Origin of the sequence: Streptomyces sp. NBRC 109706 (genome assembly GCF_000974485.1) — a bacterium.
Lineage (GTDB): Bacteria > Actinomycetota > Actinomycetes > Streptomycetales > Streptomycetaceae > Streptomyces.
The window spans coordinates 444,073-468,910 of record NZ_BBOM01000008.1; the positions used below are offsets into that span (position 1 = coordinate 444,073).

The 24,838-nt window shown below is 71.7% G+C and carries 17 protein-coding genes; 7 read left to right on the plus strand and 10 right to left on the minus strand.

The genetic code is table 11. The features are described 5' to 3' along the window. Positions 1–5: 5 nt before the first annotated feature. The gene (gene rph, locus AOM46_RS19075) at positions 6–2,645 is read right to left on the minus strand and encodes a rifamycin-inactivating phosphotransferase (protein WP_062213500.1); all 2,640 of its coding nucleotides are present in this window, start codon (positions 2,643–2,645) and stop codon (positions 6–8) included. A gap of 990 nt (positions 2,646–3,635) precedes the next feature. On the opposite strand from rph, the gene AOM46_RS32110 reads away from it, so the two are divergent. Beyond that, positions 3,636–4,352, plus strand: coding sequence for an HAD hydrolase-like protein (locus tag AOM46_RS32110; protein ID WP_078856967.1), 717 nt, complete (start codon positions 3,636–3,638; stop codon positions 4,350–4,352). A 9-nt stretch (positions 4,353–4,361) separates the two neighbouring features. On the opposite strand, the gene AOM46_RS35440 is transcribed toward AOM46_RS32110, so the two are convergent. Continuing rightward, positions 4,362–5,930 (minus strand): helix-turn-helix transcriptional regulator, encoded by a 1,569-nt coding sequence (locus AOM46_RS35440; RefSeq protein ID WP_234313856.1) that lies wholly within the window; start codon positions 5,928–5,930, stop codon positions 4,362–4,364. Positions 5,931–6,369: 439 nt separating this feature from the next. Between AOM46_RS35440 and AOM46_RS19080 the strand changes: the two genes are divergently transcribed. After that, entirely contained in the window at positions 6,370–6,681 is a 312-nt protein-coding gene (locus tag AOM46_RS19080; protein ID WP_062213502.1) for a hypothetical protein, read from the plus strand. Between the two features lie 174 nt (positions 6,682–6,855). Here the strand turns inward: AOM46_RS19080 and AOM46_RS19085 are convergent, their stop codons facing one another. Then, positions 6,856–7,242 (minus strand): VOC family protein, encoded by a 387-nt coding sequence (locus tag AOM46_RS19085; RefSeq protein WP_062213504.1) that lies wholly within the window; start codon positions 7,240–7,242, stop codon positions 6,856–6,858. A gap of 198 nt (positions 7,243–7,440) precedes the next feature. On the opposite strand from AOM46_RS19085, the gene AOM46_RS19090 reads away from it, so the two are divergent. Beyond that, positions 7,441–9,165 carry a cellulase family glycosylhydrolase gene (locus tag AOM46_RS19090; protein ID WP_062213506.1) on the plus strand — a complete coding sequence of 575 codons (1,725 nt, stop codon included), beginning with the start codon at positions 7,441–7,443 and terminating at the stop codon, positions 9,163–9,165. A gap of 54 nt (positions 9,166–9,219) precedes the next feature. On the opposite strand, the gene AOM46_RS19095 is transcribed toward AOM46_RS19090, so the two are convergent. From AOM46_RS19095 to AOM46_RS19110, 4 genes are all read right to left on the minus strand, one after another. Continuing rightward, entirely contained in the window at positions 9,220–10,695 is a 1,476-nt protein-coding gene (locus tag AOM46_RS19095) for a PQQ-binding-like beta-propeller repeat protein (RefSeq protein WP_078856968.1), read from the minus strand. Positions 10,696–10,909: 214 nt separating this feature from the next. Next, a complete protein-coding gene (locus tag AOM46_RS19100; RefSeq protein WP_062213799.1) occupies positions 10,910–12,742 on the minus strand; it encodes a glycoside hydrolase family 15 protein in 1,833 nt (610 codons plus the stop codon). After that, a complete protein-coding gene (zwf, locus tag AOM46_RS19105) occupies positions 12,739–14,196 on the minus strand; it encodes a glucose-6-phosphate dehydrogenase (protein ID WP_062213511.1) in 1,458 nt (485 codons plus the stop codon). The genes AOM46_RS19100 and zwf overlap by 4 nt, the downstream gene beginning before the upstream one ends. A gap of 206 nt (positions 14,197–14,402) precedes the next feature. Further along, positions 14,403–16,151, minus strand: coding sequence for a BTAD domain-containing putative transcriptional regulator (locus AOM46_RS19110; protein ID WP_062213514.1), 1,749 nt, complete (start codon positions 16,149–16,151; stop codon positions 14,403–14,405). 199 nt (positions 16,152–16,350) lie between these two features. On the opposite strand from AOM46_RS19110, the gene AOM46_RS19115 reads away from it, so the two are divergent. Both AOM46_RS19115 and AOM46_RS19120 read left to right on the plus strand, forming a co-directional pair. Beyond that, on the plus strand, positions 16,351–19,317 hold the full coding sequence (locus tag AOM46_RS19115; protein WP_062213516.1) for a type 2 lanthipeptide synthetase LanM family protein: 2,967 nt from the start codon (positions 16,351–16,353) through the stop codon (positions 19,315–19,317). 5 nt (positions 19,318–19,322) lie between these two features. Further along, positions 19,323–19,526, plus strand: a complete 204-nt coding sequence (locus AOM46_RS19120) for a hypothetical protein (RefSeq protein ID WP_158920487.1) — start codon at positions 19,323–19,325, stop codon at positions 19,524–19,526. A 123-nt stretch (positions 19,527–19,649) separates the two neighbouring features. Here AOM46_RS19120 and AOM46_RS19125 read toward each other — a convergent pair whose 3' ends face one another. From AOM46_RS19125 to AOM46_RS19135, 3 genes are all read right to left on the minus strand, one after another. After that, positions 19,650–22,616 carry an AAA family ATPase gene (locus tag AOM46_RS19125; RefSeq protein WP_062213520.1) on the minus strand — a complete coding sequence of 989 codons (2,967 nt, stop codon included), beginning with the start codon at positions 22,614–22,616 and terminating at the stop codon, positions 19,650–19,652. A gap of 221 nt (positions 22,617–22,837) precedes the next feature. Continuing rightward, the gene (locus AOM46_RS19130) at positions 22,838–23,182 is read right to left on the minus strand and encodes a hypothetical protein (RefSeq protein WP_062213523.1); all 345 of its coding nucleotides are present in this window, start codon (positions 23,180–23,182) and stop codon (positions 22,838–22,840) included. Between the two features lie 85 nt (positions 23,183–23,267). Further along, positions 23,268–23,744, minus strand: a complete 477-nt coding sequence (locus AOM46_RS19135) for a MarR family winged helix-turn-helix transcriptional regulator (protein ID WP_062213525.1) — start codon at positions 23,742–23,744, stop codon at positions 23,268–23,270. A 60-nt stretch (positions 23,745–23,804) separates the two neighbouring features. On the opposite strand from AOM46_RS19135, the gene AOM46_RS19140 reads away from it, so the two are divergent. After that, positions 23,805–24,299 (plus strand): MarR family winged helix-turn-helix transcriptional regulator, encoded by a 495-nt coding sequence (locus tag AOM46_RS19140; protein ID WP_062213529.1) that lies wholly within the window; start codon positions 23,805–23,807, stop codon positions 24,297–24,299. 155 nt (positions 24,300–24,454) lie between these two features. Continuing rightward, positions 24,455–24,769, plus strand: a complete 315-nt coding sequence (locus AOM46_RS19145) for a hypothetical protein (RefSeq protein WP_234313857.1) — start codon at positions 24,455–24,457, stop codon at positions 24,767–24,769. Positions 24,770–24,838: the final 69 nt, after the last annotated feature.

Genomic DNA, 24,838 nt, shown 5'->3' on the forward strand with positions numbered 1-24,838 from the left:
GCCGGTCACAGCAGCTCGACATACCCGTCGGTGCCGTGCACGCGGATCCGCTGCCCGTCCCTGATCAGCCGGGTGGCCCCGGCCACGCTCAGCACCGCCGGCAGACCGTACTCCCTGGCGATGACCGCGCCATGGGTCATCAGGCCGCCGACCTCGGTGACCAGCCCCGCGATGCCGAGGAACAGCGGTGACCAGCTGGGGTCGGTGAAGGTGGTGACCAGGATGTCGCCCGCCGCCAGATCGGCCCGGGCCAGGTCGAGGACCACCCGCGCCCTGCCCTCCACGGTCCCGCCGGAGACCGGCAGGCCGAGCAGCGCGCCGGCCGGCGCGTCGTCCCGCCGGTACGCCCCGCTCAGGGCCTCACCGTCCGAGGTGAGCACCCGGGGCGGGGTGAGCGCGTGGTACGACCGGAACGCCTCCTCGCGCCGCCGGATCAGCCCCTCGTCCGCCCGTTGCGACCGCACCACCTCGTGGAACTCCTGGAAGGTGAGCGAGAAGACGTCCTCCCGCCCGGCGAGCACGCCGGCCCCCACCAGCCGGTCGGCCTCCGCCAACAGGGCCCGCTTGTAGACGAGATAGCGGCTGACGATGCCGTACTTCGGATACTCCCGGTAGCCGATGAAGGTTCTGACCCGGTCGATCATCCGCTTGGTCTCGTCGGCCTTCCGGTCCCCGTCCGGCAGCGCCCGCAGCCGGGCCAGCACCTCCGCCTCCTTCCGCTCCGCCTTCCGCCGCCCTTCAGCGAAGCGCCGCTCGGCGGCCCCGGGAGCGAAGTTGCGCACGTTGTCGAGGATGGCCGGCACCAGGGTGGTGGGCCGCTCGCACCACCGTGGCCTGGTGATGTCGATCTCGCCGGCGCAGCGCATGCCGTACCGGTCGAGATAGCCGGCGACGGCGTCCCGCGCCTCCGCCCCGCCCGGGATCCTCGCCAACGCGTCGAGAAACGCGCCGTCCCGGAAGTCGCCGCTCCGGAAGTCCTCGTCCGGGAAGCCCTCTTCGACGACCGACCGCAGGAAGGCCACCACCTCGGGGCGCGGGCGGATCACATCCGCGACATCGAGCAGCGCCAGCCCCATCTCGGAGGTGACGTTGTCGGGGGCCGACAACGTCAGGGTGTCGGCCGCGTTCTTCTCGCCCAGCCACTCCCACAGCCGGTCGTTGAGCCACCAGGTGGCCTCCATCCCCGCCATGATCACCCGCAGGCTCAACGGGTCGGTGAGGACGCGTCGATGCTCATCGAACGCCGCCAGCAGGAAGTCGAAGAGCGCCGGCCCGCTCTTCGTCCCGATGTCCCGCTCCAACGCGGCGACGGACGCCGCGCCGCGTTCGATCAGCTCGGCGACGATCGCCGGATCCGTCTCGATCGGCGCGGGAGCCGCGCCGGCCGGCGGGCCGCCCGGCTCCTCGTCCGGGACCTGCAGGACGAAGTCCTCGCGGTCGACGACCGTCTCCAGGGCGTCCCTGACCAGCGGATCGCCGCGCCCCATGACCTCCAGCAGGGCGGCCCGGCCCGTGGGGGAGGCCAGGCGCTCGGTGACATCGACGAACAGCCTCCCGCCCGCCTCGTGCATCGGCACCATGGCCGTCAGCCGCCACACCGAGAGCCCCAGCGGCCGCATGGGGTCGGTCATCATCTGCCCGTGCCCGACGGAGACATAGACGCGGTTCTCCTCGTCGTCGGCCTCGGGAACGGGGAACAGCGTCGTGATCGGCCGGCTCTGCACGATCCGGAAGCCGTCGTCCGCCAGGCACCACTCGATGTCCTGCGGACGGCCGAAACGCGCCTCGATCCGCCGCCCGAGCCGCACCAGCTCGACGGCCTGCTCGTCCGTCAACGCCGGCCGCCGCTGCCGCCCCGCCTCGACCGCCACCTCCCCGGTGCCGCCGGCCGGCAGGGCCCGGACGGCACGCTCCTTGACGGCGATCGTCCGGTCGACGACCACCCCGTCGCGCACCGTGAGGACATCCGGGTTCGTCTGCCCGGAGACCAGCGCCTCGCCCAGGCCGAGGACCGCGTCCACTTTGGCGACCCTCCGGTTGCCCGTGACCGGATCGGCCGTGAACAGGACGCCGGCGGCGTCCGGTCGGACCATCCGCTGCACCACCACGGCCATCCACACCGCCCGGTGGTCGATGCCCATCCGCTGACGGTAAATCACGGCCCGCTCGGTGAACAGCGAGGCCCAACACCGGCTGACATGCCGGAGGATCGCCTTCGGCCCCACGATGTTCAGATAGCTGTCCTGCTGCCCGGCGAAGGAGGCCGTCGGCAGATCCTCCGCCGTCGCGCTGGACCGGACGGCACAGGCGGCCCCCTCGCCGAGCCGACCCGAAGCGGCGGTGATCGCCGCCGCGACATCGTCGGGGACGCCGACCCCCTCGACCGTCCGGCGGATCCGCGCGCTGAGCGCGGCGATCGCCTCCCGGTCGTCCGGATCCAGCCGCGCCAGCCGATCGAGCTGATCGTCGAACGAGGGCGCCGCCGCCACGATCCGCCGGAAGGCGTCCGTCGTCACACAGAAACCGGCCGGCACCCGGACGCCCTCGATCCGCGACAACGCGCCCAACTGCGCGCCCTTGCCGCCGACCACCGCGACCAGCGACTCGTCGACCTCCCCGAGATCCCGCACATGACGCCCGGTCACCGCGACCCCTCCGAGACGGACGGCCCCGCCGGCCCATATGTCGACAACACACGCACGTCGTGCCCCATTTCCGCAGGTGATGGCCTTGGCCGACGATTTTGCGCCACACCCCCGGCCTTGCCGCAAGCCCCCCACCGAGCTATATGTATAGGAGAGGCAAGGAGAACGGACTCTCCTCGCCGACCCCGAGCCCCCGAGCTGAGCGCACGATGCCGGGGCATGCGCGCCCGGCGCGCCTTCGTGAATCCGGTGCGTGATCCCCGAAGCAGCCCGATTGTGGTCTCGTCGTCACTGGTCGGGAAAAGAGGACCATGTCAGCAGTCGCTGTTGTCGGAACAGGCGCATCATCGCGTGAGCAACCCCCGTACCAGGTGGGGGGTGACCCCCGTGGTCAAGGGCTTGAAGACCACAAGCGCATAGCAGCCCGGAACCTGTACGGGTTCCATGGGTTGTGACATGGCAGGCCGAGATTTTTTCTTACGTGTTGTTGGAATATTCACGGGCGGCTTGACGGGAGTCGCTCACATGCTCTTTGAAATCCCTCATGGCCGCTTGAATATGGCATCGCGCTGCTCTTCGGATTCCTGCACAAGAAGAGCAGCCGAGCTGCCCGGAGTGGCGAGATCGAATGGAATGGCAGGTGCAAGGCGAGAACGCCTCTCCAGGTCTATTACGGTGCTGCCGCAGCGATTTATCCCATTGAGTGGGTTGCGGGATTCATTGAATCTCGACCCGAACTCATGGTCGGGGCGGGCTGCGTCCTCCTTGCTCTGCTCATCCGGCCACATTGGCAGAATCGAATTGTGCGTGAACAGTTCTCCCAGTGAATCATAAAAAGCGCGAACGGGGCTTGGCTTCCGATGACACTCTGTGATGGAGGTCGACGGCCCACTGTGGGACGTCTCGCCGGACCGGTCTGGAGGCCGTGGTAGCCAGGCCGTTGAGGTGAAGGGCTTACCTCGCGGCAACCCGGCGTGAGACGATGCTCCGGTGTCGAAAAGTCAGCGCTATTCAGCACTTGTCCTGTGGGATGTTGACCATACCCTTGTCAGCATCAGCGGCGTCAGTCGCGCCATCTACGAGAAAGCCTTCGAATCGACTATCGGATATCCGCTCGATCGATTGGCCTCTATGGCTGGGCGTACAGAGAACGCCATTATTGTCGAGACCCTGGAACTGAACGGTGTTGAGGTTTCGCCGGCCACTGTTTCGAGATTTTACTCCGCTCTCAGGCTAGCCGCTCGACAACTCGAAGACCGAATGAAGGAGTCCGGGCAGGCTCTGTCCGGGGCGGCTGAGGCGATCTCTGCGCTGCGAAACCGGCGTGTGGTGCAATCCTTGGTGACAGGGAACATCAAACCTATAGCTAGGGCGAAGCTCGACGCATTTGCACTCTCTCGGGGCATCGATTTTGAAGTCGGCGGCTACGGCGACGACGGAAGTGACCGCGCCATCCTTGTTCAACTAGCTCGCGAGAGGGCAGAGAAGAGGTACGCTGCTCCGTTTCCGGGTAGGCGGGCCTTCGTCATTGGCGACACGCCCCACGACATCAAGGGCGCACACGATGCGGGAGCATTCGCGATCGGCGTGGCAACGGGAAGTAGCTCCGCCCAGGCTTTGGAAAAGTGCGGCGCTGACCTGGTCCTACCCGATCTTATGAACGTTGAGGCATTGTGCAGCGCTATCCTCGATGCGTCTCCGCGCTAGGCCCTTGATTTATCCCTGGGTGGCCATGCGATACTGCTCCTGAAAATCGACCACGCTCGCAACACGGGCATGAGGGGTGAGGGATTTTGCGAGTTCCCCCAGCCGCTCGGTAACACGTGCCGAACCGATGGTGCCACTCAGTTTGAGGGCGTAGCTCCCAGTTCTACAAGCTTCCTCGATCTCCCCATCAAGGGTATAGCATTTTGCCAAACGGGAAAGGTAGTGAACTCTGTCGCGCACTCTATTCGGGGCGTGAATGCTAAGTAGGCCAATGGCGCTGGTTAGCGAGGTGACCGCGTGCTGAGTCATGCCGAGGTCGAGATAGCAGGCTCCCTCTTGTGCTGCGACCTCGATAGAATCCACGTATGACACATACTGAGGTTCTTCATGGCTCCCAGCCTGTTGGTAATCATTCCGCATGGACTCTAGAGATTTTAGGCAGGCCGCCTTATCACCTAGCCCTGCGTGTGCGCGGGCGAGTCTTGTGCCAAGCATGGTCCGGGTCAGCGGGGACAAGTTCTCATGCTGAAGGGTGACAGCCTCTTGCGCCAGTGTGAGGGCAGCGGAATGTTCACCTCGGTAGGTCTCTTGCAAGCTCCTATAAGCTAAAGCACTCGCCTTCAAACCATGGTCCCGCACTTCAGCCCCGACACCGACCGCCATGTCAAAATGTCGGTGTGCTGCGGCATGACTGCTCGCATCCAGAGCCAACCAACCCGCCATCTGATTCAGTTGACCGAACGCCTGCAAACCATCCTTGGCGTTCTCACGCACACTGACAGCCATACGTGCCACGTAACGAGAGAGCGGCAAGTACAGGCTGTCTCCTCCCATCTCGTCATCAAGGTGAAGGAAGGTTTTCAGCAGATGTTCGCCACTCTGTTGGAGCGTCATCCCCTCGAACGGTGAAATCCCAAGATCTGGCGGCCCAGGCATAGTCGGCAGGCCAGCCTGCCCAAACCCGGGAACACTCGGCTTGGAATCCTTGTGGACCTCGATACCGCCACTCCGGCCACGTGCCACGGATGACATTTGGCTGTTGTCGGATGTGCTGGCAGCCATAAGGCTCGCTGCACCGGCCGATAGGTCTCTACGCCTGATTGCCACGACCTGTTCCTTGCCTTCAATCCAAACTGAAGCCAAGAGCATCTCAGGCAGTTCAGGGGAGAGTTCTTCCTCCGTGGTCGGCGCCGTGTCGTGAGAGCCTGCTGCCTCTCGGCTCTTGTCAACATAGAGGATGTCTCCCCCGTCCGGACTCCCCGCCGGGGAACTCTCCCATGCCTGGGCCGAAACGCCGAGCATTTCCCCAGGGATACCGAACGCATCGGCAATACGTTCGATCACATGTGTCCCGCGAATCCCCCGCGTGCCCCGGATGATATCGCTCACCCGTGAACTCGTCATCTTGCCGATGGCTGCCGCCATGTCGGCCTGGCTCGTGCCCGTGCGACGGTTCACGAGCCGGAAGATCTCGGCGAAGTCGCGTGTTGCGCAGGCTCGTTGCATCGGTTCGCTCTGCAACAGGGCATCGGGAATCGTCAACGGGTAGTTGGCTCGCTTGGCTGTGCGGTTGTCCATGTCCCACCTGGCAGGGGCTGCGGTGACCTCCCCCAGAGTAGCGGTGCCTCGCAACGGGGTTCCCCAAAGCCCCTTGTGGGGTTCCCCGTTCGCTGTGCCCAACTCCGCCGAGGCCCGCGAAGCTTTTGGGGCGGGCAAAGGCCGCACCTCCGCAACCGTGGCCAGACGGCCCGGGGGCATGGACCACCTGCCAAGCAAAGGAGAGACAGGCAGTCATGAGTGGCACCAGCGGTGAACTCCCGGCTGTCGGAACACAAGTTAACGACACGACCAAGGGGCGAATCGGTGTCTACCTGGGCGCGACCTTCCCCGGCGGGGGAGGCGCGATGGTCCTGCCGAAGGGCGGGGGCCGCGAGCGGTCCGCCGCTGCAAAGGGTCTTCACTCCGATTCATCGTTGACACCGTTCGCCGACGCACCGAACCACCAGGGAGTCACCCGATGATGATCTACCTACGCAACGATGAAATCGACCTGAAGTTCGATGACGCGGACCCTCTTCAGCTGGTCGCCGAGATGGAGAAAGCCGTGCGTCGGCATGGAATCACGTTGACGGATGTCGGCGTCGATTCCCGTTACCTGGATGCAGGGTTGGACCATAATGACTCGGCCATGATCGAGCTGGGTGCGTGTCGGGGGAACCACCTGAAGAAGCTCATTCGCATTCTGAACGCTGCCCCGGTGGAGGATGAGCCGGCCAGCGAGGAGACGACCTCGGAGGAAGCAGCCGCCGAGTTCTGTCAGACCAGTTGAGCCGGGCACCACGGACACCCCCGTATCGGAATGCCTCGCACCGGATGACGCGGTGGCCTCTCGTCCCCAACCCGGATCAACACTCTCTCAAGCCCTGACGAGGGTCCGGCCCCGTCCATGCGTTGCCCCCGTGGCGCATGGACGGGGCTTCCGTACGGCGGCGCAACGGCCGTGTCAGGGCTGCGGCGTCGCCGCACGGTCGGATGCGCTGCGCAGGACGCAGAACTCGTTGCCCTCGGGGTCGGCGAGGACGGCCCAGCCGGTGCCGTCGGGGTTGCGGTGGTCGGCGACAAAGGTGGCGCCGAGGCCCAGCAGTCGTGCCACCTCCTGGTCGCGGGAGGTCTCCGGGCGCAGGCAGAGATGGATCCGGTTCTTGACCGTCTTGGGCTCCGGCACCTGGTTGAAGTACAGCAGCGGGCCCTCCGGGAGCAGTACCTGGACCTCGCGGTCACCCGGCTTGTCGTCCGGGTGCAGCGGGCGGCCGGTCACCTCGCTCCAGAAACGGGCCAGTTCAAAGGCGTCCGCACAGTCGATCGCCACATTCTGCACTACCGAGACCATGGGGCGAGCCTTCCCGATGACCGCTCGAAATGCCAACCGGGCGCGCTGGCGCCGTCCCGCCGACCGGGCTCGGCGGGACGGTTATGCGAACGTCGTTCGACAGCTAGCATCCGTCGGACATGGCGGCATGGGAGCGCTCCCGTGCGTTGGTTCCCGTTGCCGCCGGGACCCCCACAGTTCGCCAACGGAAGGGCTCGCATGAAGAGCCGCTCACGAGCTTTGCTGACCGTTCTGACTCTCCTTCTGACCGTTTTCGGGCTGGCGGCCCTGCCCTCCGCCTCCCTTGCCTCGGCGCCGGACGCCTCAGGGGCGCCCGCCGGTCCGGGGGCCACCGCCGCGCAGGACGTGGTGGCGGCGATGCAGCCCGGCTGGAACCTGGGCAACACCCTCGACGCCACCGGCGACGACGAGACCTCCTGGGGGAATCCCCGGGTCGAGCCCGAACTCTTCGGCGCCATCAAGGCCGAGGGCTTCAACAGCGTCCGGATTCCGGTGACCTGGGGCCAGCACCAGGGCGCCGGCCCCGACTACACCATCGACCCCGAGTATCTGGAGCGCGTCCAGGAGGTCGTGGGCTGGGCCGTGGACGAGGGGCTCTATGTCCTGATCAACGTGCACCACGACTCGTGGCAGTGGGTGATGGACCTGCCCACCCGGCATGACGAGGTGCTGGCGCAGTACACCGCCACCTGGGAGCAGATCGCCGGGGCGTTCCGCGACGCGCCGGAGCTGCTGCTCTTCGAGAGCATCAACGAGCCCTTCTTCGAGGGGTCTTCCGGCGAGGCGCAGGACGCCGAGCTGCTGCACGAGCTGAACACCGTCTTCCACGCGCTGGTGCGGGACTCGGGCGGCGGCAACGCCGACCGGCTGCTGGTGCTGCCCACCCTGCACACCTCGTCCGACCAGCCCAGGCTGGACGAACTAGCGGCGACCTTCGACGAGTTGGACGACCCCAACCTGGCCGCCACGGTGCACTACTACGGCTTCTGGCCGTTCAGCGTGAATGTCGCCGGCTACACCAGGTTCGACGAGGAGACGGAGGCGGATCTGACCGGCGCCTTCGACCGTGTCCACCAGACGTTCGTGGCCCGGGGCATCCCGGTGATCCTCGGCGAGTACGGGCTGCTCGGCTTCGACCGGCACACCGGCACCGTCCAGCAGGGCGAGAAGCTGAAGTTCTTCGAGGCGTTCGGCGCCGAGGCGCGGGAGCACCAGGTCACGACCATGCTGTGGGACAACGGGCAGCATCTGGGGCGGACTTCGTTCGAGTGGAGCGATCCGGCGCTGTTCGGGCAGATCGCGTCGAGCTGGGAGGGCCGTTCCGGCACCGCCACCACCGACCAGGTCTATGTCGAGCGCGGCGCCGACCCGGCCCCGGCCACCGTCGGGCTGAACCTCAACGGCACCACCCTGACCTCGGTGGCGCACGGCGCGGAGCCGCTGGTCGAGGGGGTGGACTACACGCTGGACGGGGACGCGTTGACGCTGGCCGCCGAGACCCTGGTGCGGCTGACGGGCTCCCAGGAGTACGGCGTCAACGCCACGCTGACGCTGGAGTTCTCCGCCGGTGTGGACTGGGATCTGCATGTGATCACCTACGAGGCGCCGTCCCTCGACGCGGCCTCGGGCAGCACCGAGGGGCTGGACATCCCGACCGCCTTCCGGGGTGACCAACTGGCCACCATGGAGGCGGTGTACGCGGACGGCGGCAACGCCGGGCCGCACGACTGGACGTCCTTCAAGGAGTTCGGCGCGGCCTTCGAGCCGGACTACGACGCCGGCACCATCTCCCTGACCTCGGACTTCTTCGCCGAGGTCGACGATGGGTCGACGGTCGGTCTGACGTTCCACTTCTGGAGCGGCGAGACCGTCGAGTACACCCTGACCCGCTCGGGCTCCCAGGTCACCGGCAGCCCCGCCTGACGCGTCGGTGCCCGCCCGCCCGGGAGCGGGCGGGCGGGCACCACCGTCGGAGGACTACTGGTAGACGAGCAGCGCCGGGGGGTTGGCGCCGCCGGAGTGGAACATCTCGTTGCTGAGCACGAAGGTGCCGGACGCCGCGTCCCACAGCGGCTGGACCTGGTGCAGCAGCAGGTTGGGGGAGACGGCCTCGTTGCCGGCCAGGGCGGCCTCCAGCGGGGCGGCCTCGGGGTCGAGCGTCATCATCGGCGTCGCCTCTCCGGTCTCCGGATCGATGGTGACGACCGCGCCCGGCTGCGCGCCCACCGCCGGCTGGTAGGCGAGCACGGCGCCGTCGTGGCTGCCGAAGGGCCGGATGTCGTCGTGTTCCCCGACCGGTTCGGTCTCGTACAGGGACTGCCCGGTGGCCAGGTCGAAGGTCACCACGGTGGGCGTCGTCCGCGTCGTGGACACCAGGGCCAGCCGTCCGTCGGCGACCACGGCCACGTCGCAGGTGCGCCAGACGCAGGGGGCGACATAGCGGTCGCTGCTGTAGTCGAGGGTGTGCGCGATGCCGGTGTGGTTGTCGTGGACGACGAACAGGCGCGCCTCTCGCTCCTCGCCGACGGCGGCGTGCACGACCAGCGGGTCGGCCGACAGGACGGCGTTGACCTCGATGGGCTCGCCCTCGTGCTCGGGCCCGTAGGCCCAGGACCACAGCTCGCGCCCCTCCTCGTCGAGGCCGCGGACCTCGCCGCCGTCCGTCGCCTCCTGGCCGCCGCAGCGGGTGAGGGCCACCAGCGTCTCGTCCAGGACCTGGTAGGAGATGTCGGCGCACGGGTCGTCGAGCACGCTGTGGCGCCACAGTTCGGTTCCGTCGCCGACCCGGTAGGCGGCCGAGCCCAGCTGGATCCCGGAGCCGATCGCGACGGTGTCGCCGAGCAGCGCCGGCGCCTCGTCCCGTCCCGGGGAGACGGGGAGTTCGACGTCGAAGGTGGTGATCTCCTCGCCGGTGGTGATGTCCAGGACGGTCAGCGCCTCGCAGTCGCGGCCCTGGAGCACGGCGATGCGGTTCTGGTCGGCGTGCGGCGAGGCCAGGCACTCGCTGTCGCCGCCCAGCCGTTCCACCGGGAAGGTCCAGACCTCCTCGCCGGAGGCCAGATCGTGGGCGACGACGGCGGTGTCCATCAGTCGGACCACGGTGTTCTCGGTGAACCAGGTGCCGCTCGCGGAGAGCATCAGGTCCTCGGCGCTGACGCCGGGGGACGGCAGGTCCCAGGCGAGGGTGCCCTCGGTGGGGCCCGCCGGGTCCTCCAGCACCTCGCCGGGGTCGTCGTTGCCGCCGTCATCGTCGTCGCCCATCAGCAGGACGCGGGCGAAGGCTCCGCCGACGATCAGCAGGAACGCGACCGTCAGGATCAGGAACAGACGGGAGCGGCGCGGGTCGCCGGGGCCGCCCCTCCGTGGCCCGGCGGGCGGGGTCGGTGGGCCGAACCCGGCTGGCTGGGTCGGCGCGTACGGCGACACCGGATGCTGTGGTGGCTGCTGTGACATGTCCGTCGGTCCCCCTGTGGCTGGCGGGAGCGAACGCCTTTCACCGGCGTCCGTCGCGGTGGTGAGACGCCGGTCGGCGCGCGGTCAGTTCCGCGTCGGCGGGGCGGCGGGGCGTTCCTGGAACGCCCAGGGCCGTACGGTACTTCAGCGCCGCGGGGGCCGGGGCCGACGGGGCGTCGGCCCGGGGGAGACCGATGACGCCCCGCCGTGCGGGTCAGCCCATGGCGCGGTCGAGGTTGGCCGCCGCGCTGATCAGGGCGAGATGGGTGAACGCCTGCGGAAAGTTGCCCAGGTGCTCGCCGGTGAGGCTGATCTGTTCCGCGTACTGGCCCACGTGGTTGGCGTAGGTGAAGGTCTTCTCCAGGGCGAGTCTGGCCTGTTCGATCTGGCCGGTTCTGGTCAGTGCCTCGACCCACCAGAAGGAGCAGATGGAGAAGGTGCCCTCGGCGCCGCCGAGTCCGTCGGGGGCGAGGGCGGGGTCGTAGCGGAAGACCAGGCTGTCGGCGACCAGGTTGTCGGTGATGGCGGTCAGGGTGGAGCGGAAACGCGGGTCGGTCGGGGAGATCAGTTTGACCATGGGCATCAGCAGCAACGAGGCGTCGAGCAGCGGCTGTTCGGTGCGTCGGCCGTCGTCGAGCAGCCGTTGCACAAAGGTGCCGGCCGCCGCGTCCCAGCCGCGTTCCATCACCTGGGCGTAGATCCGGTCGCGTTCGGCCATCCACCGTCCGAGGTCGCCGGGGAGGCCGCGTTGGCGGGCCATTCTGACCATGCGTTCGACGGCCACCCAGGACATCACCCGCGAGTAGGTGTGGTTCTGCTTGCCGGCGCGGGTCTCCCAGATGCTTTCGTCGGGCTGGTCCCAGTTCCGCAGCAGCCATTCGAGGACCCCGCAGAGGTCCGTCCAGCTGTCGTGCGAGATGCCGGTGCCGTATTTGTTGAACAGATAGACGCTGTCGACGAGTTCGCCGTAGATGTCCAGCTGGAGCTGGTCGGCGGCGCTGTTCCCGGTGCGCACCGGTCGGGAGCCGCAGTAGCCGGCGAGGTGGTCCAGTTCCTCCTCGGGGAGGCAGGGGTCGCCGTCGATGCTGTACATCACGCGCAGCGGTCCGACGCCGCTCTCGGTGGTGGAGCGCAGACAGCGGGTCAGCCAGCCCATGAAGGCGCCGGCCTCGTTGGTGAAGCCGAGCCGCAACAGGGCGTAGAGGGAGAACGCGGCGTCCCTGATCCAGACGTGCCGGTAGTCCCAGTTGCGTTCCCCGCCGAGCAGTTCCGGCAGGCCGAGCGTCGGTGCGGCGACCACCGCGCCGCTGGGTTCGTGGGTGAGCAGCTTGAGGGTGAGCGCGGAGCGGTGGACGGTCTCCCGCCAGCGGCCGGCGTAGGAGGACTGGCCGATCCAGCGGCGCCAGAAGAAGACGGTGGCCTCGAACAGTTCCTCGGCGACCCGCTCGTCGAGCCCGCCGGGCGCGGTGCCGCCGGCCGTGTCCAGGACGAAGAGCGCCGACTGGCCCTCGGTGAGGGTGAACTCGCCCCAGGCGTCCTGGTCCTGGACGTGCAGCGGGGTGCTGCTGAGCAGCGACAGCGCCAGCCCGTGGCCGATGAACCTGACGCCGTGGGGCTGCTGCTCCGTGCGGTGCCGGCCGCGTCCGTAGTCCATCCGGGGCGCCACCTCGATCCGCATGTCCATCCCGCCCCGGACGCTCACCACGCGGCGCACCAGCCGCTGCCGGTGGTCCGGGTCGCGCTCCTTGCGGACCGGCATGAAGTCCTGGACCTCCAACATGCCGTCCTCGGTGAGCATCCGGGTGATCAGGATGTTGGTGTCGGGGAAGTAGAACTGCTGCCGGGACGCCACCTCGCAGCGGGGTTCGATCAGCCAGTGGCCGCCCTTGGCGGGGTCGAGCAGGGCGCCGAAGACGCTGGGGGAGTCGAAGCGGGGCGCGCAGAACCAGTCGATCCTGCCGTCGGTGCCGACCAGGGCGGCGGTGCGCATGTCGCCGATCAGACCGTGTTCGGCGATCGGCAGATAGGGCGGGTCGAGCGGCTTCATCGTCCGGGCACCGCCCATCCGGGTGGGCCGGGCAGTTCGAGGGCCGCCGGTGGGCCCCAGGAGCCGGCGGGGTAGGGCAGCGGTTCGGGTGGGTCGCGCAGCACCGGATCGCACACCTCCCACAGCCGTTCGATCTCGGCGGATCCGGTGAACAGGGTCTGGTCCCCGCGCAGCGCGTCCAGCAGCAACTTCTCGTAGGCTTCGAGAGGTTCGGCGTCCGGGAAGGCGTCGTCCAGGCGCAGCGTGAACGCGGCCCGGCCGACCCGGAGTTCGGCGCCCGGCGCCTTGGCGCGGACATACAGCGTTGCCGTCGGGGTGTCGCTCAGCTCCAACGACAGCTCGTCGGGGCGGTCGGCGTCCGTCGGCCGGTCGGGGTCCTCGGGGGCCCGCTCGAAGAGCGTCAGCGGCGGTTCGCGGAAGGCAATGGTGACGGTCCAGCGGGAGCCGCCCAGCGCCTTGCCGGTGCGCAGCAGGAACGGCACGCCCTGCCAGCGCCAGTTGTCCACCCAGGCGCGCAGCGCGACAAAGGTCTCCACCCGGGAGTCGTCCGCCACGCCGTCCTCGTCCCGATAGCCCTCGAACTGGCCGAAGACGGTCTCCGCCGGGTCGAAGGGCCGCAGCGCCCGGTAGACCTTCAGCTTCTCGGCGCGCAGCTCGTCGGCGGCGATCCTGGCCGGCGGTTCGATGGCGACGATGCCCAGGAGCTGGCACAGATGGGTGGAGACCATGTCGCGGAAGGTGCCGGTGGACTCCATGAAGCCGGCGCGTCCCTCCAGGCCGATCTCCTCCGGCACGTCGATCTGGACGGAGGCGATATGGTCCCGGTTCCACAGCGGGGCGAGGACGCCGCCGGCGAAGCGCAGGGCGAGCAGGCCGCGCACGGCCTCCAGGCCGAGGAAGTGGTCGATGCGGAAGACCCGTTCCTCCGGGACGATCCCGGCGATGGTCGCGTCCAGGGAGCGGGCGCTGGCCAGGTCCCTGCCGAACGGCTTCTCCATGATGAGCGAGGCGCCCTCGGCGATGCCGGAGTCGCCGAGCATCCGCACCATCGCCTCGGCGATGGACGGGGGGACGGACAGGTAGAGCAGGGTCCGGCAGCGGTCGCCGGCCTCCCGTTGGGCGTGCCGGACGGCGGTGGCCAGCTCCGCCGCGTCGTCGGCCGACGAGACGACAAAGCCGATATGCCGGGCGAACGCGTTCCAGCGGGCCTCGTCGTAGATCTCCCCGGCGTGGGTGCGGACGGCCGCGCCGAGATCGTCTCTGAACTCCTCGTCGGTGCCGGGGGAGTGGCGTCCCGAGCCGATCACCCGGAAGTCGTCGGGCAGCAGCCCGGCCAGGTGGAGCCGGAAGAGTCCGGGGAAGAGATTGCGTCGGGCCAGGTCTCCGGTGGCGCCGAAGATGACCAGGAGCTGGGGGTCGCCAAGGGCGGCGGTGGGGTGGTCGGCGGGGGTCACGTGGTGGTGTTCTCCCTTCCGTGCGCCGGCTACTGCCCCACACTCTGGGGCCCGGACCGGCCGCGACCCACGGAACCCGCCGGCGCGTCCGCCGAGGTCACCGGCCCGATGACCCGCGTGGACGGTCGCCCGCCGGCGGGTCGGCCCTCTCGGGCACGGACGGCGGCGCCCTCGGCGGGAACGGTCCCGGCGGCGGCGTGTCCTGGTCAGGCGGACTCCGGCACGGCGCCGCGCGCCGGCCGGGAGTGCCGCGCGAACTCGCGGACGAACGCGGACATCCCATAGCTGGCGAACCGCGCGCCGACCGCGCCGGTGGGTGGCGTCAGCAGCCCGCATTCCACCAACTCCTCGGCACCGGCGGCGACTTGCTCGGGCCGCAGCGGCGGGGCGAGCTCCGCGAGACGCCGACAGGCCGCGCGGCGCTCCGGCGGCAGGGTCCGCCAGAACGTTTCGTACGCGGCGCGCAGCGTCAGCTCGCCGACGGCCAACTCGTCCAGCGGCGAGGGCGCGGCGGCCAGCCGGTCGGCGTACTCGGCCGGCCGCAGCCCCGGCAGCGAGTCCAGCTTGCCGCCGGCGATCCGGATCGCCAGCGGCAGCCCCTCGCAGGCCCGCACGATCCGTTCCGCCGCCGGCCGGTCGGCGTCGATCCTGGCCGGCCCGACGATGCGGCCCAGCAGTGCGACGCCGTCCGCCTCGTCCAGCGGGGCCAGCGGCACCCGCACCACGCCCGGCAGGCCGCTCAGCCGAAAGTGGCTGGTCACCAGCGCGGCGCCGCGCCCCGAGCCGGGCAGCAGCGTCTCGGCCGTCGAGGCCGACACCGCGTTCTCCAGCACCAGCAGCGGCCGGTGCCCGGCGAGCCAGGTCCGCCATCGGGCCAGCGCCCCGGCGGTGGAACGCTCCGCCGGCAGGCCCGCCGCGGCCAGCAGCTCGTCCAGCACCGTGCCCAGCGGCCGGTCGCCGAGTTCGACGCGCAGCAGCCCGTCGGGGAAGGAGCCGGCGAGCCGGTGCCCGACCCGCACCGCGAACGTCGAGGCGCCGACGCCCACCGGGCCCGTCACCAGCAGCACACAGTCGCCCCCGGCGCGCTCCGCGTCGTGGAACGCGGCGAGCGCCCGGCGCGTCTCGACCGCCCGGCCCACGAAGTCCGGTGGCTCACGGGGCAGTTGGTTGCCGACGCCACGTGAGTGCGGCAGATGGTTGCCGATGCCGCGCGCGTGCGCCGGCGGGTCGACCAGCTGACTCCGCAGCCCGGTCAGCACCGGACCCGGGGTCGCCCCCGACTCCCGCGCCAGGGCGATCCGCACCGTCTCGTAGTGCGCCAGCGCCTCGCTCGTCCGGCCGCTCTCGGCCAGCGACCGCATCCAGGCGGCGGCGAGCCGTTCCCGCAGCGGATGCGCCGGCGCGTGGTCCCGCAGCCGCTCGCGCACCAGCCGGTGCCGGCCGCGTTCCCCCTCGATCTCGGCCCACTCCTCCAGGACGCCCAGGAACATCTCGTCCAGGCGCTCCATCGACGCGGCCAGGGACGGCAGCCGCCCGCATTCGGCCAGGGGGCGGCCGCGCCAGAGCGCGACGGCGTCGCCGAGCGGTCCGGCCGCCGCCGGATCGCCCTCGCGCGCCAGCCGCCGGCCCTCCCGCGCGGCCTCGGCGAACCGCACCAGATCGCATTCGGCGGGGCCGAGCCGCAGCCGGTAGCCGCCCTGGGTGTGCGTCAGCCGGTCCCCGAGTGTCCCCCGCAGCCGCGACACATACACCTGGAGGTTGCGCCGCGCGGTGGCCGGCGGCCGGCCGGGCCACAGCTCGTCGACCAGCTCTTCCACCGGGAACACGTCGCCGGCCCGGCTCAGCAACAGGGCGAGCAGCAGCCGGGACTTGGGGCCACCGAGCGGTACCGGCACCCCGCCGCCGTCCCGCACCGACAGTTCTCCGAAAGTGGTGATGGTGACGTCCCCGTCCATGACTCGACCGTGCCAGCCGCACCCGGCGCGCACATGGGGAGGCGCCCCCCACATTCCCCGCACGGCGGCCCTCGGACTACCCACACCCTCCCGGGGACGGGGCGGGCGGCCGGGTGTGGGGACCGACCGGGTCGACAGGACGCAAAACTGGGGGACTTCCACCCATGACCGCGCCCGGCCGTTCTGAAAGAGTCGTCCTATGCACCCAGTCACCGCCCCGCCAGCCGCCCGGCCGACGGCCGCCGCGTCGACGGCCTGGTGGCTGCCCGCCCTGGCGGAGGAGGAGGCCGGCGCCGACGGGCGGCCGCCCGCGTGGGCGCGGCTGGTGGAGCACGCGCTCACCCTGGCCCCGGCGGAGGCGCACCCGCCGGGTCGGCGGCTGCGCACCGTGCCGGGCCAGGGCCCGGAGGGCCGGCTGCTGCATCCGCTGTGGCCGCTGCTGACCGCCGCCGACGTCAGGTTCACCGCCGTCGTCGCGCGCCGTCCAGGGGCGGCGGCGGATGTCCGGGCGATCTGGTCGGGGGCGCGGCGCTGGCTGGCCGCCGAGCTGACCAGGCTCGCCGGCCGCACCCTGGTCGACTGGCTCCAGACGGCCCGCCGCGTCGGCACCCTGACCGGCACCGACCCGGGGGAACGGTTCGACGCGGCGATGCGCGCCCTCGCCGCCCGCCCGGCACTGGGCGCGCTGCTCCGTCAACACCCCGTGCTGGCACGGTTGTTGGGCCAGCGCTGCCTGGATGTGGTGGCTGCGGCCGCGGAGCTGGTGCGCCGGCTGCGCGCCGACCGGCCGGCGCTCACCACCACCCTGCTGGACGGCACCCAGCCCGGGCCGCTGGTCCGGGCCGGCTTCGGCCTCGGCGACGCGCACGGCGCGGCCAGGACCGTGGCGCTCCTTGAGTTCCGCGACGGGCGGCGGCTGGTCTACAAACCGAGGCCGCTGGGGCTGCACGCCCGCTGGAACGAGTTACTCGCCTGGTTCGCCCACCAGCGGCCGGCGCTGGCGCCACGCGCCGTCCGGCTGCTGCCGTGCGCCGGCTACGGCTGGGCCGAGTACGTGGCCGCCGCACCGTGCGATCCGCCCGCCGGGGTTCCCGACTTCTACGCCCGGATGGGCGCCCAACTCGCCCTGCTCTACGCCCTGGACGCGGTCGACATCCACGCCGAGAACGTCATCGCCTCCGGGGCGCACCCCGTGGTGGTGGATGTGGAGACCCTGCTCCACCCCGCCCTGCCGTCCCGCACCGACGGGGGACCCGATCCGGCCGGCGGGGCGCTGGCGGCGTCCGTGCTCCGCACGGCGGTGCTGCCGCAGCCCGTCCTCGGCGAGCACGGCGCGGTGGACAGCTCCGCCGTCGGCGGGCGGGCCGGGCAGCTCTCCCCGGACGAACTGCCCGCCTGGTACCGCCCGGGCACCGACCAGATGCGGCTGTGCCACCGCCGGCTGCCCTGGCCCGGCGGCCCCAACCGCCCGTTCCTCGCGGCCGCCCCCGGAGCCGTGGCACCCGTCGATCCCGCCGCCCATGGCGCCGCGCTGCGGCACGGCTTCCGCTCCGCCTATCGCGCGCTGGCCGCGCACGCCGCCGAACTGGCCGCGCCCGGCGGCCTGTTGAGCCGGTTCGCCGGGGAGCGGGCGCGGCTGGTCGCGCGGCCGAGTCAGGAGTACGCGCTGGTCCTCGCCGAGGCCAGCCGGCCGGCGGCGCTGCGGGATCTCGCCGGCCGGCGCCGGGCGTTCGCCGCGCTCTTCGAGGACACGGGCCGCCCGCTGGCCCAGGCGCTGGCCCGGCACGAGCTGGACGATCTGCTCGACGGCGACATCCCGCTCTTCACCATGACCCCCGGCTCGCCCACCGTCCACGACTCCAGGGGACGGGCCGCCGGGCCGCTGCCGACCACGGGGCTCGACGCGGTCCGCGCCAAGTGGCTTCGCCTGGGCGAGGCCGATCTGCGCCACCAGGAGTGGCTGCTCACCGCGTCACTGGCGACCCTGACGCCGGCCCCCGAGCACCGCGCCGCCGTCCCCGCCGCGCCGGCCGGGCCCGAGCCGCCCACGGACCCGGGGCCCGAGTTGGCGCTCGCGCTCGCCGCCGCCGTCGGGGACCGGCTGCTGGAGCTGGCCGACGCCGGCGAGGGCCGCGTCAACTGGATCGGCCTCCACCAGCTGGGCGACCGCTGGCTTCTCCACCCGCAGGGCGCCGCCCTCGCCGACGGCTATCCGGGCACCGCGCTCTTCCTCGCCGAACTGGGCCGCGCCACCGGCCGGGCCCGCTACGCGGAGGCGGCGGCGCAGGCCGTGGTCGGCCCGCTGCCCGCGACGCTGCGGCTGTTGGCCGCCCATCCGGAGCTGGCCGCCACGGTCGGCCCCGGCGGCTTCCTCGGCGTGGGCGGCCTCGCCTATGCCACGGCCCGGTTGGCCGGCCTGCTGGACAGCGCCGAGCTGGCGGCCGCGCTGCCCGAGGCGCTCAGCGCGCTGGCCGCCGCCGGCGCGGCCGGTGAGCGCGCCGATATCGCCGAAGGGCTCGCCGGCGCGGCGCTGGCCGCCGGGGCCGTGCACGCCGAGAGCGGCCTCGACGCGGCCGCCGAGCTGCACCGCGCGCTGGTCGCGCGGTGCGCCAGGATCGACCAGCCGACCGAACCCGGCCTCCTGTTTGGACGCGCCGGCGTCGCGCTGGCGCTGGGCCGGGTCAGAAAGGCCGCGCCCGCGCCCGACGACCCGAGCTGGTGCTCCGGGCTCGCCGGGCTCGCCGCCGCCGGCGGCGACGACCGGGCCGCCCGTGGCACCCATATCGCCCGGCTCGCCGACCGCGCGCCGCTGGCCGACCACTCCCTGTGCCACGGCGAACTCGGCGTTCTGGAACCGCTCGTGGAGTGGTACGGCGCCGACGGCCCGCCGGCGCATCCGGCGATCACCCGGCTGCTGCGGCAGGTCGAGCGGCACGGCCCCCGGTGCGGCACCCCCGACCATGTCGCCACCCCCGGGCTGCTGACCGGCCTCGCCGGCGTGGGCTACGGGCTGCTGCGGCTGGCCCACGGCACCCGGGTGCCGTCCGTGCTGCTGCTGCGACCCGACGAGCGCACCCGGGCCGGGGCCCCACAGACCAGCCGGTGGACCACCGGACCAGCAGACCATCGCCAAGCACCCGAGAAGGCCCCAGAAAAAGGAGCGTGAACAGCGTGGCAGGCGAGCAGTGGAACGAGCCGGTCGACGACCGGTCGGAACCGCAGGAGCAGGAAGGGACCCCCTCGCGCGTGGAGGCAGGCAAGGCGAGACTCCGGTTGGCGATTCTCACCGGCGCCACCGTCGGTGCCGTGGTGGTGGCCGATCTCAGCGCGGTCGCCGGCACCACATCGGTCAGCATCAACATGAACATCGGCTGACCCACCCGAACGCGCGGTCCGGGTCACCCCCGGGGCCCGGACCGCGCCTCAACCCCGGGACGACAGAACGTGACGGCAACGGTGGCGACAGGCCGTGACGACAGACCGTGACGGCACCGGCCGTCACTTGGGGGTCGACATGAAGTCGGCGGCGAAGTCGCAGAGCTGGTCCCGATCCCGGGTGCCGGTCTTGCTCAACAGGCTCGCCACATGCTTCTCCACCGTGCGGACCGAGAGATGCAGCCTGGCCCCCAGCGCCTTGTTGCCCAACCGGTCGACGAGCAGCCGGAACACGTCGTACTCGCGGGCGGTGAGCCCCATCGCCCGCAGCCTCTCGGGAATCCCGTCGGTGCCCGCGCGGCGCTGCCGCACCACCACGCCCACGCCCCGCAGTTGGGACCGGCAGGCGCCGGCGACCGCGATCACCCCGGCCCGGTGGAAGTACTCCTCCGCCTCGGCCAGCCAGCGTCGCGGCTCGCCCCAGCCGTCGGCGAGCGCCGCCTCGGCGACCAGCCGCAGCCCCAGATAGCGGGCCGTCGGGAACGGCTCCGCGCTCGCCTGCGCGGCCCGCAGCGCGGCCTCCGCCCGCTCCGGGCACCCCTCCCGGCCGGCCAGCACCGCCTCCGCGAGACCGCCGAACTGCCGGTTCCAGCGCAGCCGTCCGGCCTGGCCGGCGCCCAGCCGCTCGCATTCGGCGCGACCGGCCCGCCCGTCCAGCACCTCAAGCAGCAGCACCAGACCGTGCGGCCCGGTCAGATGGAAGAAGCTCCCCTCGTCGGCGCTGGCCATCGCGGACAGCGTCGCCGCCAACTCCCGCGCCTGCGCCCGGTCCTCCTCCAGCAGCGCGCAGAACAGCTCGCCCAGGCCGAGCGCCAGCGGCGCCTCCATGGACTCGGCGCCGCCGTGCGCCCGGAACTCGGCGAGCGCCGTCCGCAGACCGGGACGGTTGCCCTGGTGCGCCGCGACCACGGCCCGCACCATCAGCAGATACCGCGTCACCGAGTGCAGCCGCAGCCGCCGGGTTTCGTCGAGCGACCCGGCCACCAGCGCCTCGGCCCGCGCGAAATCGGAGCGCAGCGCCGCGTCCAGCGCCAGCAGTTCACCCGCGTAGTGCGCCAGGCTGACACAGCCGGTGCGCAGCGCCTCGTGCCAGGCGTAGGTGAGGGAGTCCGTGGCGCCCTCGGCCAGCCAGGCGTTGCTGCCGAGCCCGAACAGGCCATGCGCGCGCCACCCCATCAGATCGTGCTCCGAGGCGATCCGCAGCGTCTGCCGGAAGCTGCGGTCCGACTCGGTCAGCGAACGGCCCCGGCTGGCGGCGCCCACCGCGTACCACGCCTGACAGGCCAGTGCCGGATCCGACAGCTGCCGCGCGCCCTCGATGGCCCGCCGCGCCAGCCGCTCGCTGCGCTCGATCCGGTCGGGCGCGGTGTCGGACACCGTCAGATACGCCTCCACCGCGTCCAGTCCCGCGGTGTCCCGTTCGGTCGCGGCCGCCGGCAGCAGCGCCCTGGCCGCCGCGACCTGTGCCAGGCCCTCCTGCCAGCGCCCGGCGACCTCGGCGGCCCAGGCCAGCCGCACATGCAGCCCCACCCGGCGGGACACATCGGTGTCCTCGGCCGGCTCCGCGTCCAGATCGGCGCGCCGCAGCCGGTCGGCCAGCTCGACGGCGCGGTCGAACTGCCCGTCGTCGGCCAGCGCGAGCAGCAGCGTCTCCAGCAGCTCCCGGTGCACCCCGCCGCGCACCGGCGCGAACGGGGCGTCCCCCAGCATCAGTTGGGCCTCGTCGATCACCGTGATGGCGCTGCCGGGGCCGCTGCGGGCCAGCGCCCGGCGGGCCACCTCCAGATAGTGCCCGGCGGCGGTCGGCCGGTCGCCCGCGTGCCGGCGCAGCCGCGCCGCCAGCAGGCACCAGGTGCCGGGCAGCCCCGGATAGAGCCGGTCCACCGCGTCCGCCGCGCGGGTCGAGAGATCGGCCCGGTCCGCCGGGCTCAGCAGCGAGAGCAGCGCCTCCTCCGCCAGCGGATGGGCGAACGCGTACCAGTCGGGGCCGCGTTCCTCGTCCGGCTGCAGCAGGCCCTCGGCCAGCGCGGCGCGCACCCGCTCCCGCAGCAGGCCCTCGTCGAGGCCCGCGCAGTGCCGCAGCACCGACAGCGGGAACGAGCGGCCGAGCACGGCGGCCACGGAGAGCGCCCGCACCCCGCCGGGGCCGAGCCGCGCCGCCCGCTCCTCCACGACCCGCACCAGGGTGACCGGCACCCCGGGCCGCTCGGTGCTGACCAGCTCCCAGCCGTCGTCCGCCGTCCTCGCCAGCCGGCCGGCGGCGAGCATGCCACGGATCAACTCCTCGGCCACGAACGGGACTCCATGCGAATCGGCATAGACCTCGGCCGACACCTCGCGGGGCAGCGCCGCCGGCGAGCTGCCCAGGCAGGAGGCGGTGAACGCGTGCACCTCGGCCGCGTTGAGCCGGCCCAGCGGCAGCAGCCCGCCCTCCCGGCGCTGGGCGACTGCGGTCGCCAACTCGTAGGCGGCGGACGGCGCCGAACGCACCGTGGCGAGGACGACGACCGGCTGGGTCGCCAGGTTGGCGGCCAGATACTCCGTCACCGCGAGGGTCTCCGGATCCGCGTCGTGCAGATCGTCGATCACCAGCAGACAGCCCTGTCGGCGGCCGCGCGCCGCGGCGAGACGCAGCACCGCCTCGGCCAGCACCACGGGCGAATCGTCGCAGTCGGCGCCCGTCGACCATTCGGGCACCAGCCGTCCCAGCACCGGCAGATAGGGGCCGAGCACCTCGGCCGGCGGCTCCTCGCCCGACCTGGTGAGCGACAGCAACGCCTCGGTGAGCGGCCGGAACGGGACGGCGGGGCCGATGGTGGTGCACCGGCCACGGAGCACCGTCATGCCCTCGTCCCCCGCCTCGTCGAGGGCCTGGGCCACCAGCCGGGTCTTGCCGATGCCCGGCTCGCCGGCGACGAAGACGATGCCGCCCCGCCCCTCGCGCGCCTCCCGCAGCGCCCCCGACAGGGCGGCCAACTCGCCGTCTCGTCCCACTAGTTCGACCGTGCGCAGTCGGAAGGGGCTTGCCATGCTCCTGCGGTACTCCCTCGTGCCGTCCGGTGCTCGGGATCTCCCCGGCGCATCCACGGGACCGCTACACGGCCCCCCTCGCCAGCCTCATTTCCCCATCCTGCGGTAGCTACCCCGACTTGGGCCTTCTTCCTCCGCCGGCGATCGTTCTTTCTCCCCTTCTTCTTCGCTTTCTCTCCCCACCCGAACCCCGTCCGAACGTTTCAGGGGTGCCCGGGCGTTCAGTCGAGGCGCGCGCCGACCACCAGTTCCACGTCGTTCGACGAGCTGGCGGGCGCCGTCCTGAACTCCCGGACCGACCAGTTCCGTTCCGGCAGCGCGGTGCCGGCCGCCGTGGTGTGGGCGGTGACCGCCAGCATCGCATCGCCGGTCGCGGAGAACAGCAACTCCGCGTCCACGGCCGTGCCGTCGGACATCCGCAGCACCAGGTCCAGGGGCCGTGGCGCCGCCGCGTAGCCGGCCGGGTCGGGGAGTTCCCTGATGCGCAGTCTCCCGCCCCGGAACAGATGGGTGTGCGGGCAGAGCGCGGAGTAACGAGCCGTCGGGTCGGTGGCGGAGGAGGACATGGGCTCCCTGCGTTCGGTCGGGGGCTCCCGGAGAGGGCGGTCGCGCGATCCACTGTGCCGCGCGCCGGGCCGGCCCGCGCGTCCGTCACCGCCGGTCGGGTGGCTCGGTGACGGTGGAGAGCGCGTCGACGAACGAGCCGAGCAACCGGGCGAACGTGACGCGGTCCGCGTCGGGCCAGTCGGCCGTCGCGCGTGCGAAGGCCGCCTGACGGAAGCGGTGCACCCGGTCGAGGCGGGCCCTGGCCCGATCGGTGAGCGCCACCGGGGTGCGCCGGCCGTCGCGCTGGTCGGCCAGCCGCAGCAGCAGCCCGTCGTCGACCGCGCGGGCCACCAGCCGGCTCGCCCGTGGCTGGTCGACGCCGAGCGCGGCGGCCACCTCGCCCACCGTGGCGGGCCGCCCGATCCCCTCCACCGCGTCCAGCACGCCGAAGGTCGTCGGATCGACCGCGTCCGCGCCGAGATCCCGGTCGAGCCGGCCGAGCGCGCGGCGCGTCTGGCTCCGCCGGATGGCGATCATGGCGCGCTCGATCGCGACCAGGGCCCTTTCCTGTTCCGCTTCCATGAGTGTTAGCTTACAACTTCATGTAAAAGTGCATCTATTGAGGGACGGGAGACGAGGACCATGACAGACGACCCCTCCACCAACGCCCGGCGCCCCCTGGGGTACTGGCTCAAACACATCGACCGGCGGATCGAGGAGCGGTTCGACGAGCTGCTGGCCGAGGACGGCCTCGGCCGACGGCACTGGCAGCTGTGCACCACCCTCGCCCGTGGCCCCCTCGACGTCGAAGGGCTCGACGAGGCGCTTGCGCCGTTCCGCTCCGCGCGCGAGCCAACCGTCCGCCCCCTGGTCGACCAACTCGTCGCGCGCGGCTGGGTGATGCCGTCCGGCGACGGCGCCCTCGCGCTCACCGAGGAGGGCCGGGCCCGACACGCCGAAGTCGCCGAGCGGGTCGGCGGGTTCAGGGCCCGCGTGGCGGCGGGCCTCGCACCGGACGAGTACGCAACCCTGTTGCGCCTGCTGGAGCGGGTCGCCGACAACCTGGACGCTCCCCCCGACAACCGCGCGGACAACCCCCGGGACAACCGTGGGAACGACCAGGTCGGGGTGACCTGACGGGTGGCCGGGGCCGTCGGCGGAGGTACGGTCGTCGGGTGGAGTCCGGTGAATCAGTCGTGTGCCCCGTTCATGGCGCGGGGGTCGGTCCGCACCGCCTCGCGGGGCGGCGGTTGGCCGGCGTCGTCGTGTCCCGGCACCACGGGGGCACGGAGGTGTCGGGCCCGATCGACGTGTGGCTGATCGACGCCGAGGGGGACGCCACCCTGGTCACCGCCGGCTCCGACTGGTGCCTGATCGTCGCGGACGGCGTTCCGCACGAGGGCCATGACGCGGGGGAGTGGGGCCGCGTCGAGGTGGCCCGGGCGGACGAGAAGACGCCCTTCGCCGCGCACCTCGGCGAGACGGTGCTGGCGGTCCACGAGGTGTCGGAGCCGGGCAACGGACGCCGTCGGGTCGACTTCACCTTCGAGTCGGGCGATGTCCGCTGCGAGGTCCTGGCCGGGGAGCTGCGGCTCTCCGCCGGCTGACGCCGCCCCCGTCCCTCCCGCCGTCCCCCTTCGCGTCCGCTTCGGTGAGCGAGCCCATCACCCGTAAGG